A 16,704-nucleotide genomic window follows, 5' to 3' on the forward strand; every position below is an offset into this window, starting at 1 on the left:
AGGACCACCTCCTACTCTGTCATGATCTCAAGTGTTTCCAGGTCAGCCACTGTCAGGGCATCATAACGTGGATCGTCGCATTTCTCAATCTCTTCCTCTGAAACAGTATGGATACTAACCTCTGTCTCGATTGCCAGAAGCTCATCCAGGTCTTTTGCAAAGCCTTCTTTGTCCTCGATGGAATACTGCCCGTTCTCAACCAGGAACTTTCCATCTTCGCCTTTTGCCGCATATTTCCCAAGCAGTTCCTGACGCTCTGCATCATAGGCATTGGCGGCATCACTGACTGCTGCCAGGTTCTTTTTGATTGCATAGCCAAGCTTTACCGGCAGCCGCTTCTCCCTTAAGGAAGCACAGCCATTGACAAAATTTAATATATCTTTATTTTTCAGTTTCATCTGCAGTACCTCCTGTTACACGCTCGTCCTCAGCTGCATAGACTAACTGGTTAAATGCTTCAATGTCTTTTCTGCACTCTGTCTTGTTTGTCTCATACAAGTCACGATCCTGGACGGTAATACTGGTGCTTGCGTTCCCAGCTTCCGGGATCTGTGCAGACATGTACACAACAGGTCTGTCATTGATCATGCTGTTGAAATTCATGGATACTGATTTTGTTCCTTTTAACATTTTGGTTTCCTCCTATTTTTGAATCAGGTCCACAGCCACACCCTGGTACGTCTTCACACCTTTATGGTAGGTATATACAGGGTAGGCTGGAGCGCCTGCATAAAATCTTTTCGTTACTTTGGTATTTGTCCCGGGATCCAGGAAAGTCACATTAAAAAAAGCAGGGGAAACGGCTTTATCAATCACCACTGCCTGCTCTCTTGTCAGCGGCGGCCAGCTGCATTTCAAAGTATATTTAATCGCAATCAGGTCTCCCACCATCTCGCCATTGGCTGCACGTCCGGTATTTTGGGACCATATTTTTTCTTTGGTCACGGTAAGACCATTCAGCTTAAGACCTGGCATTGGTACTCCATCAATTTCAATATCTGAAGATGTTTTTGTAGTAGTTGTTCCACTGCTTACAAAGTCACTCAACCGACCACCTCCTAACTAAATACTGGTTTCCCAGTAGATTTCTGATACTGCTGTCCCTTTTTTCGGACAATCTTGAACAGCTTGTCTGCATCACCTTCCAGGTAAATATGGATCTCTGCCTCTCTGTCTTTGGACTGTGATCTGCTCTCCAGTGCATTTACTACAGCATCATATACACCGGCACGGATACCTTCGATAATCTGATTATTGTTAGCAACGGCATTTTTGCTTCCCATTCGGCCGACCAGCTCAGGACCGCTCTCGCGCGCCATGAACATTTCACCGCTCTCTGGAAAACCGCCTTTGGCATACCAACTCAATCCAAAGCTTGGTGTAGAGAAGCTCACAGGGCCTACGTTGTGTTTATTCCAGGATACGGAAACATGCGGTAGCGGAATATGTACGGAACCAAATCCACTGGCAAAGTTCTGGATTGCATTTTTTCCGGTATTGAACAAATCTGGGATTGCATTGCTGATCTTATTTGGAAGATCCTGAAACCAGTCCCCTATGCTGTCCCATTTTTCACTCAATCCATCTTTTAAACCAGATAAAACATTTCCGCCAGTCTCAACCAGCCAGTCCTTGGCATCTGACAGCTTGTCCTTCACCCTTCCTGGAATTTTTCCAATCCAGGTTAAGACAGAACCGATATTATCCTTCAGACCTTTCAGGAGTCCTGAAATAATAAAGCCACCCTGTTCAGCCATGACTGTCGATGGACTGTGGATTCCGAATGCATTTTTGAAACCATCGATAAATGGATCAAAGATATGCTGCTTGATCCAGGTACCGATTCCCTTCACACCATCAACAATACCTTTAAAAATACCTTCAACTACATTTCCACCGCACTCTTCAATCTTCTTCTGGAAATACTGCTTTGCCTCCTGCACTTTTTCGCTGATTACGCCTCCCAAGAAAGCCGCAAGACCTCCAAAAGCCGCACCGATCAGTTCGAAAGTACGGTCTGCGATTCCATTCCAGTCAATTGCCGCAAGACCTTCCCAGACTTTTTCTCCCAGCTGGTACCAGTCAATCCCTTCAAGAGCAGTTATTCCAAAATCCAGCAGACCTTTCAAGCCATCGGAGAATGTATCTCCAATGCCAGCAAAGTCAACCGTCTGGATCGCGCTGTTTACAAATTCAGACAATGCATTACCGGTTCCGATCCAGTCAAAATTCTCTATTGTAGTATGAATAAAACCTATAACTGTATTAATCCCGCTTCCAAGCGAATGCCCTACCAGTCCCCAGTCTGTTGTCTGGATAAATCCGTTCAGTCCATCCGTAATACCTTTTGCAATATTAAAGACCGTCTCATTGATCAGATTCCAGTCAAGACCGCCAAGAGCCCCATTGATACCGTTTCCTACGGCATTTCCCAGGCTTCCCCAGTTGAAATTCTCAGCAAAGGTATTAGCAGTTCCGAATACCGTGTTGATTCCCTGGGATAGCGTATTCCCAACTAAATTCCAGTCCGTAGCCTCTATGAAACCATTCAGGAATGTAGCTGTGCTCTTTGCAATCCGGTTGCAGGTATTCTGAATAGAATCCCATGGAATGTTCTGCAAGGCTGAATTCAGCTTGTGTCCAACAATTCTGCCAATTCCGGTAAAATCAGCATTTCTCCAGGCTTCCTTGATCTGCGCTGCAAGTGCTTTCATTTCGTTTGAAACATTCAGTGTCTCAAACATGTCCCTTCCAGTAAGGCCGCCAGTACCGGCACTGTCAGAAGAACTGGAACCGGACGTATCATCCAGTTTATTGATCTGGTCGAACCCAAGAAGTGTGCGCTGCAGCTTTTTATTTGCATCATTTGCCTTGTTGGCACTCTTTGTGTTCTTGTCAAGACTTGCAGCATAATTCTGGTTCAGCTGTTTGGCTTTGATAAAGGTACCGGCGCCGGTCAAAGCACTGGTAAGCTGTCCAATTGCATTTACCACAGAAATGATTTTCTGGATTACTGCATTCAGGATTGGTGCCACAATATTCAGTACCGGTGCAAATGCTGCTGCAAAAGCATTTTTCAGCTGAGTCAAGGAAGACATCAGCATGGAAAGGCTGTTATTGGTATCCCCGCTGTATTGAGACAGATTTTTGAATCCATCCACCAGTGCACTCCGTAGCTTGTTCACCAAGGCAAACAGGCTTCGAATTCCCAAGGAATACTTCAGCAGATTTTTCAGTCCGCCGCCAAAGGAACTGCCATTGTCTTTTACTCCACCAGTGAATCGGTTTAGGATAGGAATTCCGCTTGTGAATTTCTGAATCAGTGCACCGAATAAACCAGATGTACGTCTGATCACACCGCCTACTTTTAAAAATGCAGAGGTGACTCCGCCAAGGATTCTTACCAGTCCACCCCAGCCTTTCGAAACCGCTGATGCACCGAGACCTGCTACCTTACCAATGCCGCCGACAACTGATTTTCCCAATCCCATTGCCTGCTTTGGAAGAGATACCGTTCTCTCTACATCCGCACCATTTGCTTTCATCTCTGACATCTCAGTTTTATATCCTTCAACGGCATTCTTTGCCTTTTCGATGTCATATTGCAATGATTTCCATTCCCTGCTCTGTTCTTTGACACCAAGTGCCTCCAGTTTTTTCTGCTTTTCAAGTAAACCAGCCAAAGCATCTCTTGCCTGGCCTGCTTCCTCCCGAAGCTCCTGAAACTCCTGCGTTGGAACCTTTATCCCGGATTTTATCTGAAAGTCTTTTACCATTCCCTTTAAAGAAACAGAGGACATTGTTTTCCTGATTTTCTGCAGCATCCCCTGGATCTGCGATGTACTTTTCGCAGTGTCCTGTTTGGCACTGTCCAGTGCTTTTTTCAATGGGCTCTTATCCGCTGTCACGGTAACCTTTAAGGTTGCAAGATTCTTATCGTCTGCCATTCATTTCACCTCCTCAGGGCATAAAAACTGGCAGTCGGGTTATAAGCCTAACTGCCTTCGTCTGTTTACTTCTGCAATATATGCTTTTCTTCGTTCCCTATAATCTTCCATCTGCTGTTTCAGATGATTCTCTTCCCAGGACTTTTTCTCAATCTCAAAAAAGCTTGGATAATAATCCCAGGGATGGGGCATTGCCTCTTTATCACCAGCAACAGGTGCCAGGATATTAAGTGCAATCACTTCTGCTATAATGAAATCGTCCTGAATTTTCAGCTTACGTTCCTGCTCTTTTCTCCTGCCGTAGCTTTCCAGCATGTCTATGATCTCATTTACAGAAGAATTCCAAAACAGGTCAATGGAAATACCTGCATCAAGGGCATATGGGTACAACTCGCTCAGAAACTCTGAGGTTGTCTTTACTGGTTCTCCAGCTCCTCCATGATGCTCTGAGCCTGTTTCTCCGGGAAAAAACCCGAAACCACCAGGGTAGGGATTACCACCTTTTTAAACAGATCAACCTGGTTTCCACCTTCCTCTGTCCAGGAATCGTAAATCTTCTGGATATCCGGGTAATCAATCCCATGCTCCCAGGGCTCCATAGCCGCCTGAATAATAGTCAGCATGACCGACAGGGAGGGCATGTCTTCCACCAGGTTCATAATATTCTGGCGATACTTGTTCTCCAGCTTGCCAATTGTAGAAGCTTTCAGTTTCAGTCTGTAATCCCTGCCTTTTACTGTCCAGTACCAGAAGGGCTTGCGCTTCTTTTTCTCTTCATCCAGGTTTACAACCTTTTCCTCTTTCATCTCGTCCTTTTCGGACACATCATTTAATCCGCCTAAACTCTCCATGCGCTACCTCCTTATGCCGGATCCACGTATACAATATCAGACTGCACGATCATAGTCAGTTCGAACTCGATCACACCGTTGACGCCTCCACCAGTACGTTTTACGGAGACCTGTGCGTCATACTGGATTTTGGTGCCATCTATATCTGACTCTTCAAAACTTAATACTTCTTTGTCCTCTGCCGCCTGACGCATAACACGATACGGGCTGTCTGCCTTAGTGTTATCGTACTTGTACTTATACACCATATCTGGTAAGTCACCAATTCCAAGCTCATACATCTTATGAGGGTCTGTAAGAGTTGTATTTTCTACTTTTTCCGGCTCTGAGCCGAGCTCCGGAATCTCTTTCAATCCCGGAAGGTCTTTATACGCGGAGCTTGCTTCAGATTTCTTTTTATATCCTAACTTTGCACCATTTGCTAACATGCTTCGCTCTCCTTTCTTAATTCAGCCAGTATACCTGGTCTGAATCCATATCAATAATTCCTTCGTACCTCATCTGCTTGTGCTTCATGCCGGATGGATCCGGAACATCTGCACAGCCGATACGCTTTAACCCAAGAGCGGACACAGCCTTATCTACAGCAACCGCAGTTGGTGAGGTATTTTTAAAATCCCAGATATCAATGCGGTACCGTACCTTGGATTTATCTTCTCTCATTCCTTCTGCACTTCCACTGCCTTCAAAGACGCTGTTGTCTTCTTCGGTAAATTGAATGGTCGGTTCATTTCCTGCCCACTCTTTCGGGTATGTATCAGACACATGCTCTGAAACAGTAAGCAGTGCCGCAAATACTTCATCTTTTACATTTTTCATTTAATGCTCTCCTTTATTGCTGCCGAAAATTCAGTTTTCATTCCTTCCAGAATCTGATCCTGGTTATCTTTTAGCGCCGGATACATAAACGGATAGGCGGGCTGGCCTGTACACTGGTAAAAACGCCCATCCGGAGTATCTATATAGAACCAGTGGTATTTCTCCGCCACATGCCTATCCACCTGGCTTTCATGGATCCACCAGGGATTCTGCGTATAGGCTGGCGTAATCTCTGGTGAAATGCCTGCATGGTTCTCCTGACCTTTCGGTCCGGTACCAAATTCCAAATAGGTCGCATAAGGTTTATTTGTCCAGCAGACACCAGTTACCGTATCGCCGTTATCTTCCACTTCTGCATAAATGCTCTGCCTGAGTTCCCCTGTATCCACATGATGTACATTCATAACGGCTACGCTTCGTACAATTTGGATAGCATTCCCGATTGCTTTATTCAGATTTACATCTTCCAGCTGATCCAGCTTTATTTCCAGTTCATCCAGACCTTCCGCGCTCATGTCCGTTCCACCTCCAGCGTCAGAAAACGGTATGGTTTAATTGCAACAATCCTGTAATCCGGCTCAGTATTCTCACTAACGAACAGGCAGATTCCATCCAATTCCATCAGATCAATACCATTATCCAGAATGTAATGCAACCGTCCATTTTCATCCGGCTTGATGGCATATCCTCCATCAATTTTCACATTACGGATGTACCCAAGTCGCTGTCCATACTGCTGCGCCTGGACTTTCCCGGAAGCAGGCCAGGATTCCCCAGAAAAAGAACTGGCAGCACCGTACTCTTCATAAGTGCTGCCCTCACTGTCCTTTTTTACCATCCGTTTTCTATGATAATAAGTCTCAAGTCTGCTTTGTCTTAGTCTCATAGGTTCTGCCTCCCACTCTGGCCAGCCGGAACCGGTTCAGCACGTCATAGATCTGCTTGGGAGCATTGTCAAAAGAATAGGACTCACCACCTTCACTTCTGCCTGTCTCGCCCTCTGTTCCCAGACGGTTCAAGGCAATCACAGCAAGATCGCGCACAGCTTTCTCAAGTCCGGTAACAAGCCTAGTTCGGTTGGTATACCCCAGAACAAACGCTTCTGCCTCGTCAATCAACACTCCAATCAGTTTCTCATCATTGTTGCCGGTAAGGATTTTCAAACGCTCTATGGCTTTTGCTTTCTCTTCATCCGTCAATCCAATCACCCTTTCAGGACACCAAGCAGTTCTTCTTTGCTCAGACTGGAATAACCGGAAAGACCTTTTTCCTTGGCAACAGCCCGAAGCTCTGCCAGGCTCATGCCGTCAAGGTCTCCAGGAGCTTTTTCCTCTGAGGATTCCTTTTTGGAATCCCCGGAAGTCTCTACCAACTTATAGCCATCTTTGAGCAGCTGCTCGCACTTGGAAGCATCCACTTCGCGTTCCACATTTTCTCTGATCACTCTCATGCTTTTGCCTCCTTGATATTCACATAAACGGAATCCAGTTTGTTCTCCAGGATCCAGATATCATGGAATCTACGGTAATCCAGCTGCCATGCGTTTAATTTCTGGTTTACTAACGGATCAAAGATTCTCATGACATCCTGTTTTGTAATCGCGATTGGTGTGGTTACCGGGCAGATAAAGAAGTTGATATTCTTTGCGGTGGCTCCCTTTTCATAACCGCCCTGTTTCTGCCCCTCTGTCTTTCCATCATTGATCTTGATAGAAGTATACATACGGTTAGAGGATGTTGGAATAATTGGCACGCGGTCCACAGAAGGAACCTGTGTGTCAATGCCGCCTTTTGAAAAGGTTGTCGCAGTGATTTTTCCAGCAAGTTCCAGTTCCAACTCCATGATAAAATCAGTAGTTGCCTGGCATACAAGAGGTCCGGTATAGTTATCCTGTACCGCCTTGATACCTTCTTTAAAAGCTCTGAGCGCAGAAGTTCCAGTGGCTCCCGGAGTGTAACCGTAATCCACCATTCCTGCCTTTTCAGCTGTGATTGCTTCTGTAGCCACTTTAGAGATACGGTAAGCGTCAATCTCCGGAACTACATGCATTCTCTGGAACTCACCCATAACAGCAGACGCTGTTGGAATGAAGTTCGCCTCGTTGATATCTATTGGATCAAGATTGAACAGACGTCCACGATCCTGAGTCATTGTTTTTGTCTGGTAATTCAGAGTAACGGAGCCCTGTGTATATCCGTTATCCCTGTCATAGTCTCCCATTCCCTGAAGGGACATTTTCGGGATCTTTACTTCATTTCCACCGTTATAGATCACACGTCCTGCGTTGGCGTCCATCCATCCGGTTGTTGCTTCCTGTACTGCGACCTTATCCAGCATAGTCATAAATAAGGTTGCAGCTGCTAATGTGTTAATTGCCATAATTTATTCACTCTCCTTTAATTATTGCCCATCATGATGTTATACACCTGCTCTTCCAGGGCTTTCTGTGCGTCACCGCCTGGTGCCTTCTTCGGGGGCTTGCCGCCTTTCAGCTTTTCCTCCACTGCAGTCTCTACAGCTCTCTGGAACACTTCCTTGACTTTCTCCATGGATTTCTTGCAGGTATCAGCGTCCGAATAATCCAGTACCTCTGCAAGTTCCTGGGGAAGCCCATCACTGGCAAGGGTGTTCTTGGCTTCTGCCATCAGCTCCTTGCGTGTGATTGCTGCCTCTCTGTCAGTAAGTTCCTTTTCTCTTTTCTGCTGCATGTACTGCGCTTTTTCTTCCTTTGTCATCTTGGCGAGCTTCTCGGCTTCGGAAAGCTTATCATCCGCCAGTGCCTGCCACTTCTCCTGGGCTTTTGTCACTGCCGTATTGACCGCCTTCTGGACACGTCTGTCAAACTCCGCCTGGTTGCCGCCTGTTTTCAGGAAGTCATCAAAAGATGGAGGGGTATCTCCACCAGCTCCACCTTCACCGCCTGCGCCCTCGCCAGATCCACCGCCATTGCCGCCATCAGCCCCAGCGCCGTCTCCTCCTTCTGCAAAAAGCTGCAGGTTCATTGGTACTTTACAAAATGCTTTTACAATTCTATTTCTCATGTCTATCCTTTCCGCCCAGCCTATTCCCTTTCAGGGCCCGGGCCATTCGTTTCAGATTTTCTAGTTTACCCTCGTTTCGGAGCATAAAAATAAGACGCGTCACCCTGCGTCCCAGAGGGAGATAATTGGATCACCTATTCCTTTCTCTGTGCGGTCTTAGCTGGTTCCTTCACGATTTCAGCCATCCCTTCCTTCACCAGGTGATCTGCTCTGGCCTCGTCCACCTCCAGGACGGTACCAGGTTCGATTACCTTGTGCAGACGGATATCGCTGTAACGCTTGATTACTTTTATCTTCATGGTTCTCACCTCCTCTTGCGCCGGCGCAATTTTTGCATATTAAAAGAGAGCCTGTTTCCAAGCTCTCCTAATAATCAATATTTCTGTTTTACTTTAATGTCCAGCATTCGGATCATCATAAATGCTGCCCGTTCTGCCTGTTCATCATAATCTTTTTGTAACGGTATTAACAATTGTTAGTTAGAAATTACCTTTTCTATATCATCCATAGTTGCGTTAATAGTATCCCAGTCAGCAGGCGAATCCCCTACATCCACAAGGAAATGTGTATCATCTAATATCTCAACAACTGCTGCCTTCCGTCCATCTTTCAGAAGGACTGTATCAAATTCTTTTATATGCATTTACTTCGCCTCCTTAATGTACGTACTGGTCAGCTTTGTTGTGCCATCAGCCTTTTTGATCCATGCAACAATTACATTTGCTGGTGTGTCCTTAAGGCCATACAAAACCATTTTCTGTTCATATCTATCACCAAATCCTTCATTTCCTTTGAACGTGGCCGGATACTGCGTTGTGCCTTCTTTCAACGCTTTCTGAAGTTTCTGCCAATTATCTATTCCATAACCCAAGCGATCTGTAAAGGCTCTGCCCTTAGGATAACCTTTCTCACTGTTCTCATCAAACAGATATTTCGTAAACTTAGGCTCTGGCAAAATTGCATTTTCTGCATTCGGCAGTTTCAACTCTGGATGCTGCAGAAGCTCATTCCTTCTCTGGTAATCCAGCTTCATGAATCTCCATTTCTCAGGTTCATTATACTTGATTTCCTGGAATCCTGCAAAACTTTTTGGAATTTCTTTTCCCAGGACTTTCTGATAGCGTTCATACTGTTCCCGGTCTGATGCACTGTTCTTAGTAGCCTTCTCCTGGGCTTCCGCCTTGGCATTCCCTTTCACGTATTTCTCATACCACTGGTCATAGGTCATATTCGCTGGCACCTTCTCTATACGGCCTGTAGCCGGGTTATAGGCGTTTTTTTTCATCCGGGCGAGAGTTTCTTCATCAATAATACTAATGGTTGTAGAACGGCACCAGGGATGCATGGGCTGATAGTTCTTTCCCGCTTGCCTCTCTGACAGTAAAAAGACTTTTCCATCCAGACTCTTGCAGATCTCACTGGTACGTAAGTCCAGGGTTGCGAGATACCGGTATTTCTCTACGCCGCACTCCTCATAAGCCCTAGCGGTAAGCTCACCAGCTACAAAGCAACTTTCTGTCCTCACCAACCGTCTTGCCTGGATAGCTCCTGTTCCAAACTTGTTTTCGATAATCTGTGTTGTTTCCCGATCAGTACGGCCTGTGAGAAGACTGACCAGCATTTCTTCTTTCAATGTCTGCGCCAGATTTTCTGTGTTCTTCCAGATACGCTTTGAGTAATGCTTTCCAGACCAGTTCATCCGTAGCACTTGATCAACCTGTTTCTGGCTGATATGGGAAAAGCTGAAGCCAAGACCGGTACGCTTCTGGACATTGTAAATAGACTGGTAATAAGCCTTTTCTCCCAGATCACGTAGGAAACTGGTATCAAACTGCTGCTCCTGGTGGTAGACATTTTCCATCAGCTTATCTACCTGCTGCATAACATCCTGGAGTCTTTCAAGCCTTGCACGGTATGCCGGAGATTCCAGTTCCTGGACAAGCTCCTGCTTGGTTTTTTCTGAATAATCTTTATTCTTCAGTGTCCGCAGAAGTTCATCCAGAGAAGTCTTATCCTGTAAGGTATCCAATAACCGGCGGGCTTCTGTCTCTGACAATTTGTGTTTTGTCATATACTTTTCAAATATATCTTTCGCAGCGTAAGTCAGATTCATAGAAGCGCTTCTGTACACTTTTGCGATCAGATCAGCTGTGGCTTCTGCGTTATCCAGGTTCTTGTATAAGTCCCACACGGCGCGTCTTTCCCAGTAGTTATTCATTCAGCATCATCCTTTTCAGATTTATCCGGTTCCTTCTGATCCGGATTACCATCTTGCGGCGGTGTGTTCTCCTGCATGCCAAAGACCTCCTGCTGCCGTTTCAGGTTCTCTTCTGTCTCTTCATCCAAAGCTTTCAGTTCCTCGTCCACATCATCCACAAATGGTACCTGGGACAGTAGTGTTTTTCTACTTACTTTTCCCCACAGGTTTGCCACAATCTGGGAGATCTCCAACAGATTCTTCGGCAGTGCCCTGGTAAAGGTCATTGTGATTCCGGCCGGATCCACACTCTTGCCATGGAGTGCCAGATAATTGCAAAAAATCCGAATGCGCTTTCTTAAACCTTTTCTGTAATATCTGGTCTTTATCTTGGTGATATTCTCCATTCCCAGGAGCTTAAACTCCATAGCCACACCAGACACATTTCCACCAAAGGATTCATCTGACATACAGGGAATATGGGAAAACTTGTGGATATCCTGTTCAATAGCCTTCTTCAGAATCTCAACACCAGATTCATCAAACGTCCTGGTCAGGTACTCTGCCTTAGCTGTATCCGGCATTTCCAGTACCTTGTACTTTTTCAGCCTTTCTTTTGCCTTTTTGATGTTCTGATCTTCCTCTTCTGTACCAGGCTCATCCTCATCTGAGAGCAGCGTACCATAAATGGCAAGGATGGCATCAATGAACTGCTCCTTGTCTGTGATGCGATCGCTCATCAGCGCGTTGTATGCGTCGATCAGAGGAATCTGAAGCTCAAAGTCCCCAATGGCAAGCTTATTGTTCAAATACTCAATAATCGGGATTTCTCCCAGGTAATGGGGAACTGGCAGTTCTGTTGTCAGCTGTGGTACTTCATTGTTCTGGATGTCCAGCTCATACTTGTAATTCGGCGTCAGCACGGTTGCAATATAATGCTCCGGTCCCGTCCCCGAATCATCTTTCCGGACATAATAATAGACAGCAAAGAGCTCGTTTTCCTCAATGCTGTCATCTTTTACCATGAACGTATTTTCCGGGGACAGGTTCTTGGTCAGTAGATTATTCTCATTTTCCTTCACATACACATATTCATATGCCAGGCCATAGATGGAAAGATCCAGACCATTATCGCCGTCAGTCTCATCTGCCCCTGCTGTCTCCAGAGAATCTGTCAAATCCTTTATATCAGCATCTGACTTATAAGTAACAGGATTTCCGATAAAATAACTGCTGGCTGTGTCTGAAATGTCCTTTGCATGGTTGCATACCAGCCTGTTTTCCCGCTTGGCATCTTCCAGGATCTTATGTTTGCCCTGGTAATAAGCCATGTTCTTTTTCAGATTTCCAACCAGGCTGATGTGCTTACTGATCAGCTGACGGATGATCCTTTTGTCCGGTGCCCGCTCGTCAAATTTTTCTCTTGGAATTGTAAATATATACATTGTTCTCACCTACTTATTTCTCGAAGTCTTGCCACCTTGCTGCCAAGCACTGTGCTCACAAAGTACCGTACAGCGTCACAGCTGTGATCGTGCTGCTTAACAGGCTTGTCCTCCCCACGTTCCAAGGCTTTTTCATCCCAGATGTAGGAAGCAAATTCTTTTATGGTTTCTGTACAGGAACTGGCGAATTTCAGCAGTTCCAAATTCAGCAGCATTCCTACCAGCCGGATTCCATCCAGCACATCATTGTTGGCTTTCAGCACCTTGTACCCGCGCTTGCGGAGCTCTGCAATGAAGGAAGCTGCAGATGGATCCACGATGATTGCTTTTATCTTCGTGCCATCCAGCCATTTTTTTAGGTCATCCGCATACTCAGAATCTGTTTTCTGCCTGCCCTTGTCTCGGCCGGAATAGTAGTATTCCCGGATGCAGTACCAGACTCCATCTCGTCCCTTGTTCCAGAGCAGGAAGACGGTTGCATTCTGGGTACCATAGTCACAGGAAACATATCGGTTGCCGTTGATCAGAAGCTGAAAGAAATCCTTGATATCGCGGACATGCCTGGCTTCATCAAACATATCATAAATAACACCCTCGGCTGCTGCCCATAATCCCAGGATGTAACGCTTGAAGAATACGCCAATGTACATGCTGCGGTATCTGGCTTTTACCTCTTCATCCAGAGACAGGTTGTCATCCATGGTGAAATGCAGATACAGAAGCTCTTTCAGTCCTGGATCCTTGCCTTCTACTTTTGCCTTCTGGCGGATCTTTCTGACCTGTTCTTTTCCCAGGTAGCCCGTGGCTTTATCGATCCAGTTGACCTTGAACCAGTGATACGGCCCGTCCGGGTTACAGTTAAACCAGAACTTGGAGCCTTTCACAGAACAACGTCCTGTTGCCTGGTTGACAAAGGATTCCGGCATCAGTGCAACCTCATCAAAGAACACACCAGCCAGTGTAATACCCTGAATAAGATCCTGAGAACGTTCATCTTTACCGCCAAAGATGTAGAAATAGTTTTCAATACTATTCTTCCGCACAACTACCAGGTTGTCTGCTCTGTGATCCGTGATAGAGTAACCTCTTGATCGGAGCATGAGCTTCAGCCAGAACAAAACATTTCGCCGAAAGGAGCCGATTGTCTTTCCGCACATGGCAAAGTTCTGACCTGCAAAGCTGCTCATTGCCCACATAACAAAGGACAGCGACATGCTGACAGTCTTTCCTGACCTGATAGCTCCGTCTGCTATGATTCCATCTTTGTCATGGACTGGGGATTCTTTGCACCACCAGGTCAGTACCTGTTTCTGCTTCTTTGAGAATGGAGAGAAGTGAAATGTCTGGCCGTTCTGTCTGGTTGTCCGGTTCTGCTTCATCTGCTGCAGGCGCTTCTTAAGGCTGTTTAGTTTCTCATACATCCTCATCACCCCAGACATTTTCGGCAGAAGCATTCATGGCTTCCAGGAAGCCGTCATCTGTATCATCCTCGTTCTGTCCATCCTGTTTCAGAAGCTCCAGCTCGAACTTCATAGTTTCAAGCTCCAGATGAGCATCATCATAACCAAACTTATGCAGAGCTTCAATTGCCCTCTGGCGTCTGGCCTGGACTCTGGTCAAAGCATCCTCGATGGACTGGATCTGACCAAGGATTCCTTCGTATTCCCTCAGGAGTGTTGGCTTGCCTTTCTCCATTCCAGATTTGTACTTTGTAGCAGACATTCCGGAAGGTGCTTTTTCAAGCTCCTCCTCCCCTTGGACTTCTTCCGGATTGGAAGATTGCTCCAGATGCTTCAGGGCTTCAATTCGTTTTAACATCCGTCGTTCCCGGACAGTCAGCAGCTGGATCTCCTGCAGAAGCAGCTGTTCTTTATCCGGCTGTACTGTCTGGATCAACTTCTGTTCATCTGGATCTAAGCAATCAAAAAAGAGAGTCTCAAACTCTCCTGTCTTAACTGCATTCTTATTCTCCGGTGGACCGGTACCTCCATGCCCTTCCGCGTTTTTGTTCCCAGGCTGACCGCCTCTTTTTCTTTTGGAACGTTCCGTATTTTTATGGAGCGTTCCGTTCAGCTGTGCGTCCCAGGAATCCTTAGATTTCCATCCACGGATTGTCCCAGGCGAAATGTTCAGCCGGTTTGCAATCTCAACTAAATCAATCTTCCCAGCATGCTCCTTGTATATCTCAAAAGCCTTGCTTCTATTCGGATCTCGCGCTCTTGCCAAGCCTCACCACCTCTCATTCGTTTCGTTTTTAAGCACAACAAAAGCAGCCCCGGGGAGCTGCCTGTGTTGGTGTGCGTGTAATCATTTCATTGTATCACATTGCCATAATCATTTTAGTAATACTTAATCTTTCAATTTCTTTTCTCTTATGCGTTCTTCCAATGGGATAATATAATTCAGATATCCCTGTGCATTCTCTTTCATTTTATCATACGTTTCACAATTCTCCTTTTTTATAATACAAAGCATTGCAACATTCATTCTTGTAAATTCTTCAATCGTTTTCTTTATCTCATTTCCAGCATTATTGGTTTGAATACTTAGCAGCGTATAAATCTCTTCATTCATTTTATCAGTATTTGCATGAATGTACAAACAAGCCTCGTCATAGATTTGTTTTAGTTGAGAAATATATGTTCCTAAATAGACTTTTTCCTTCCCCTCATATTTTTTCGTTATATTAGAAAATATAAGCTCTATGTCACGTCCCTCATAGTCATTTGTAATAAATCTAATAAAAGATTCTATAATATTTCTAAATAGGAACTTAATACTTTTAATATCAAAAATAACAAACCCATGTAAAAGGAAACAATAATCCAGTAAAATATTATTAACTAGCTTTTCATCTCTTTCTTCTAAATCCAAAACCCTTTTCCAAATTGAAATTGCACGGTAGTATTTATCAATTGCTAAATATGCGTCATTCTTATTTTTTTCATCTATATCTATATATAGCGATTTTAAATAATCTTTCGTTTTCTTACAACTGTCCACATATATTTTTTTATAATCAGTAATTAAGTCCATACTACATCTCCATCTTTTTTATTACATCATATATATTTTTATCTTCAAAGTTTTCTTCTTTTGATATTTTATTAAGAACATTATATAATTGATCCAACACTACATTAAGATCATCCTCTTCAAGTAATTCAATTTCTCTTATTACTTTTCCACAAATAACTGTTCTTGATGACAACATAGATTTAGAAAGTTTGATATCAAAATACTCTTCCAAAAATACACCTAAATCACTATTTCTTTTAAATAACTTTTTGGAAAGTATTAAGCTACTTAATATTTTAATTGCAATCATTTTTCTTATTTCTACTTCATCATCCAGATTCTCTGATTTTTTTATTTTATACTTAGAATCTAAAAACAAGAGTAACAGTTCTTTGCAATTATCATCAATATTCATTATTTTCCCCCCTCAGTCTCATACACAGATAAAAATTCTTTTCCCAATTTGGCAATAGCTTTCTTTGACCCTCTAGTTTCATGCATGAACATTTGTTTTTCACTTGATTTCGCAATTGCACTTACATTTCCTATTCTGCTCTCAAATACTCGCTGTGTAAATTTAAATCTTTTTGCAATTTCCTGAATTTTTTCTTCATGATAATTATCAGCACTTTTTTGCGTCAAATTAGCAATAATTCCTAAAGATTTTATTTTATCTGGAGTATTTCTATTTTTATTATAATTACTAACCAAACGATCAAATAATGCCAACCCAATTGTTGATAAATAATCTGGCTTTATGACAACAATATAAAAGTCCAATGCTTTAAATGCCGAAATCGTATAAACAGATTGTGTTGGGGGACAATCAATAAATATAAAATCATATTGTTCTTTTAAATGCTTGCGTTCTATATATGCACATAAAGTATCTGAATTAGTTCCGTCATCTTTTACCTTCGTCATATTTAAATCACCACAGATCAAATCCAAATTATCTCTTATATTTTTTTGAATCAAGTTTTTTTCAGTATTTTCCTCTTGATTCCCTACTATATTTTCTGAATTTAAATCCATGTCAACATCATCTCTATATAGCTCATACAGCGTTTGCTTGTTTTCAAGAGCCTCTTTGATTTTTTGCGGAGACAGCATATACTGTGAAGCATTCATCTGCGGATCCATATCAATAACGAGAACCTTCTTTTTAGCAAATTCTGCTAAATATGCCGCTAAGTTCACACATATTGTTGTTTTTCCCACTCCGCCTTTCATATTCATAAAAGCAATGACGTTTTTCATTCTTGCATACCCCTTCCCACATACATTTTCTTTCATCATACTACAAAACGCCCCGTATTTCTACAGGACGTTTTCAAAAAATGTATGTAGTTGGGGGAGCTTCTCTCGAAGCCAATCGGAACACCA

23 protein-coding genes are annotated in these 16,704 nt (G+C 43.9%); all 23 read right to left on the minus strand.

Annotation, left to right across the window (positions count from 1 at the left end; all coding sequences use genetic code 11):
* Nucleotides 1-11 precede the first annotated feature (11 nt).
* Entirely contained in the window at nt 12-398 is a 387-nt protein-coding gene (locus ABHC48_RS10565; RefSeq protein WP_195699447.1) for a hypothetical protein, read from the minus strand.
* Complete coding sequence (locus ABHC48_RS10570; protein ID WP_195699448.1) at nt 382-630, minus strand: hypothetical protein; 249 nt, start codon at nt 628-630, stop codon at nt 382-384. Before ABHC48_RS10570 ends, ABHC48_RS10565 begins: the two co-directional genes overlap by 17 nt.
* Before the next feature lie 12 nt (nt 631-642).
* Nucleotides 643-1,047: a hypothetical protein gene (locus tag ABHC48_RS10575; protein ID WP_195699449.1), complete on the minus strand. Its 405-nt coding sequence runs from the start codon at nt 1,045-1,047 to the stop codon at nt 643-645.
* Nucleotides 1,048-1,058: 11 nt separating this feature from the next.
* Nucleotides 1,059-3,947: a hypothetical protein gene (locus ABHC48_RS10580; RefSeq protein ID WP_195699450.1), complete on the minus strand. Its 2,889-nt coding sequence runs from the start codon at nt 3,945-3,947 to the stop codon at nt 1,059-1,061.
* A gap of 39 nt (nt 3,948-3,986) precedes the next feature.
* Entirely contained in the window at nt 3,987-4,337 is a 351-nt protein-coding gene (locus tag ABHC48_RS10585; protein ID WP_195699451.1) for a hypothetical protein, read from the minus strand.
* A 26-nt stretch (nt 4,338-4,363) separates the two neighbouring features.
* Nucleotides 4,364-4,798: a hypothetical protein gene (locus ABHC48_RS10590; protein ID WP_148463648.1), complete on the minus strand. Its 435-nt coding sequence runs from the start codon at nt 4,796-4,798 to the stop codon at nt 4,364-4,366.
* Nucleotides 4,799-4,809: 11 nt separating this feature from the next.
* On the minus strand, nt 4,810-5,226 hold the full coding sequence (locus tag ABHC48_RS10595; RefSeq protein ID WP_195699452.1) for a phage tail protein: 417 nt from the start codon (nt 5,224-5,226) through the stop codon (nt 4,810-4,812).
* Nucleotides 5,227-5,242: 16 nt separating this feature from the next.
* Complete coding sequence (locus ABHC48_RS10600) at nt 5,243-5,617, minus strand: hypothetical protein (RefSeq protein ID WP_195699453.1); 375 nt, start codon at nt 5,615-5,617, stop codon at nt 5,243-5,245.
* Nucleotides 5,614-6,132 (minus strand): HK97-gp10 family putative phage morphogenesis protein, encoded by a 519-nt coding sequence (locus ABHC48_RS10605; protein WP_195699454.1) that lies wholly within the window; start codon nt 6,130-6,132, stop codon nt 5,614-5,616. The genes ABHC48_RS10600 and ABHC48_RS10605 overlap by 4 nt, the downstream gene beginning before the upstream one ends.
* Nucleotides 6,129-6,503, minus strand: a complete 375-nt coding sequence (locus ABHC48_RS10610; RefSeq protein ID WP_195699455.1) for a hypothetical protein — start codon at nt 6,501-6,503, stop codon at nt 6,129-6,131. The genes ABHC48_RS10605 and ABHC48_RS10610 overlap by 4 nt, the downstream gene beginning before the upstream one ends.
* Nucleotides 6,478-6,825: a phage head-tail connector protein gene (locus ABHC48_RS10615; protein ID WP_272066982.1), complete on the minus strand. Its 348-nt coding sequence runs from the start codon at nt 6,823-6,825 to the stop codon at nt 6,478-6,480. Before ABHC48_RS10615 ends, ABHC48_RS10610 begins: the two co-directional genes overlap by 26 nt.
* Nucleotides 6,822-7,067: a Rho termination factor N-terminal domain-containing protein gene (locus ABHC48_RS10620; protein WP_195699456.1), complete on the minus strand. Its 246-nt coding sequence runs from the start codon at nt 7,065-7,067 to the stop codon at nt 6,822-6,824. Before ABHC48_RS10620 ends, ABHC48_RS10615 begins: the two co-directional genes overlap by 4 nt.
* Nucleotides 7,064-7,996 carry a hypothetical protein gene (locus ABHC48_RS10625; RefSeq protein WP_195699457.1) on the minus strand — a complete coding sequence of 311 codons (933 nt, stop codon included), beginning with the start codon at nt 7,994-7,996 and terminating at the stop codon, nt 7,064-7,066. The genes ABHC48_RS10620 and ABHC48_RS10625 overlap by 4 nt, the downstream gene beginning before the upstream one ends.
* A gap of 17 nt (nt 7,997-8,013) precedes the next feature.
* Entirely contained in the window at nt 8,014-8,658 is a 645-nt protein-coding gene (locus tag ABHC48_RS10630; protein WP_195699458.1) for a DUF4355 domain-containing protein, read from the minus strand.
* A gap of 134 nt (nt 8,659-8,792) precedes the next feature.
* A complete protein-coding gene (locus ABHC48_RS10635) occupies nt 8,793-8,957 on the minus strand; it encodes a hypothetical protein (protein WP_195699459.1) in 165 nt (54 codons plus the stop codon).
* 176 nt (nt 8,958-9,133) lie between these two features.
* The gene (locus tag ABHC48_RS10640; protein WP_195699460.1) at nt 9,134-9,301 is read right to left on the minus strand and encodes a hypothetical protein; all 168 of its coding nucleotides are present in this window, start codon (nt 9,299-9,301) and stop codon (nt 9,134-9,136) included.
* Nucleotides 9,302-10,876: a minor capsid protein gene (locus ABHC48_RS10645; RefSeq protein WP_195699461.1), complete on the minus strand. Its 1,575-nt coding sequence runs from the start codon at nt 10,874-10,876 to the stop codon at nt 9,302-9,304.
* Complete coding sequence (locus ABHC48_RS10650) at nt 10,873-12,300, minus strand: phage portal protein (RefSeq protein ID WP_195699462.1); 1,428 nt, start codon at nt 12,298-12,300, stop codon at nt 10,873-10,875. The genes ABHC48_RS10645 and ABHC48_RS10650 overlap by 4 nt, the downstream gene beginning before the upstream one ends.
* Before the next feature lie 5 nt (nt 12,301-12,305).
* Nucleotides 12,306-13,679, minus strand: coding sequence for a PBSX family phage terminase large subunit (locus ABHC48_RS10655; RefSeq protein ID WP_279311596.1), 1,374 nt, complete (start codon nt 13,677-13,679; stop codon nt 12,306-12,308).
* Between the two features lie 34 nt (nt 13,680-13,713).
* Nucleotides 13,714-14,526, minus strand: a complete 813-nt coding sequence (gene terS / locus ABHC48_RS10660; RefSeq protein ID WP_195699463.1) for a phage terminase small subunit — start codon at nt 14,524-14,526, stop codon at nt 13,714-13,716.
* Nucleotides 14,527-14,649: 123 nt separating this feature from the next.
* Nucleotides 14,650-15,336, minus strand: a complete 687-nt coding sequence (locus ABHC48_RS10665; RefSeq protein WP_195699464.1) for a hypothetical protein — start codon at nt 15,334-15,336, stop codon at nt 14,650-14,652.
* 1 nt (nt 15,337) lies between these two features.
* Entirely contained in the window at nt 15,338-15,733 is a 396-nt protein-coding gene (locus tag ABHC48_RS10670) for a hypothetical protein (protein ID WP_148463744.1), read from the minus strand.
* A complete protein-coding gene (locus tag ABHC48_RS10675) occupies nt 15,733-16,617 on the minus strand; it encodes a ParA family protein (RefSeq protein WP_195699465.1) in 885 nt (294 codons plus the stop codon). The genes ABHC48_RS10670 and ABHC48_RS10675 overlap by 1 nt, the downstream gene beginning before the upstream one ends.
* Nucleotides 16,618-16,704: the final 87 nt, after the last annotated feature.

This window comes from Ruminococcus sp. 1001136sp1 (assembly GCF_039841815.1).
GTDB classification, from domain to species: Bacteria; Bacillota; Clostridia; order Lachnospirales; family Lachnospiraceae; genus Blautia_A; species Blautia_A faecis.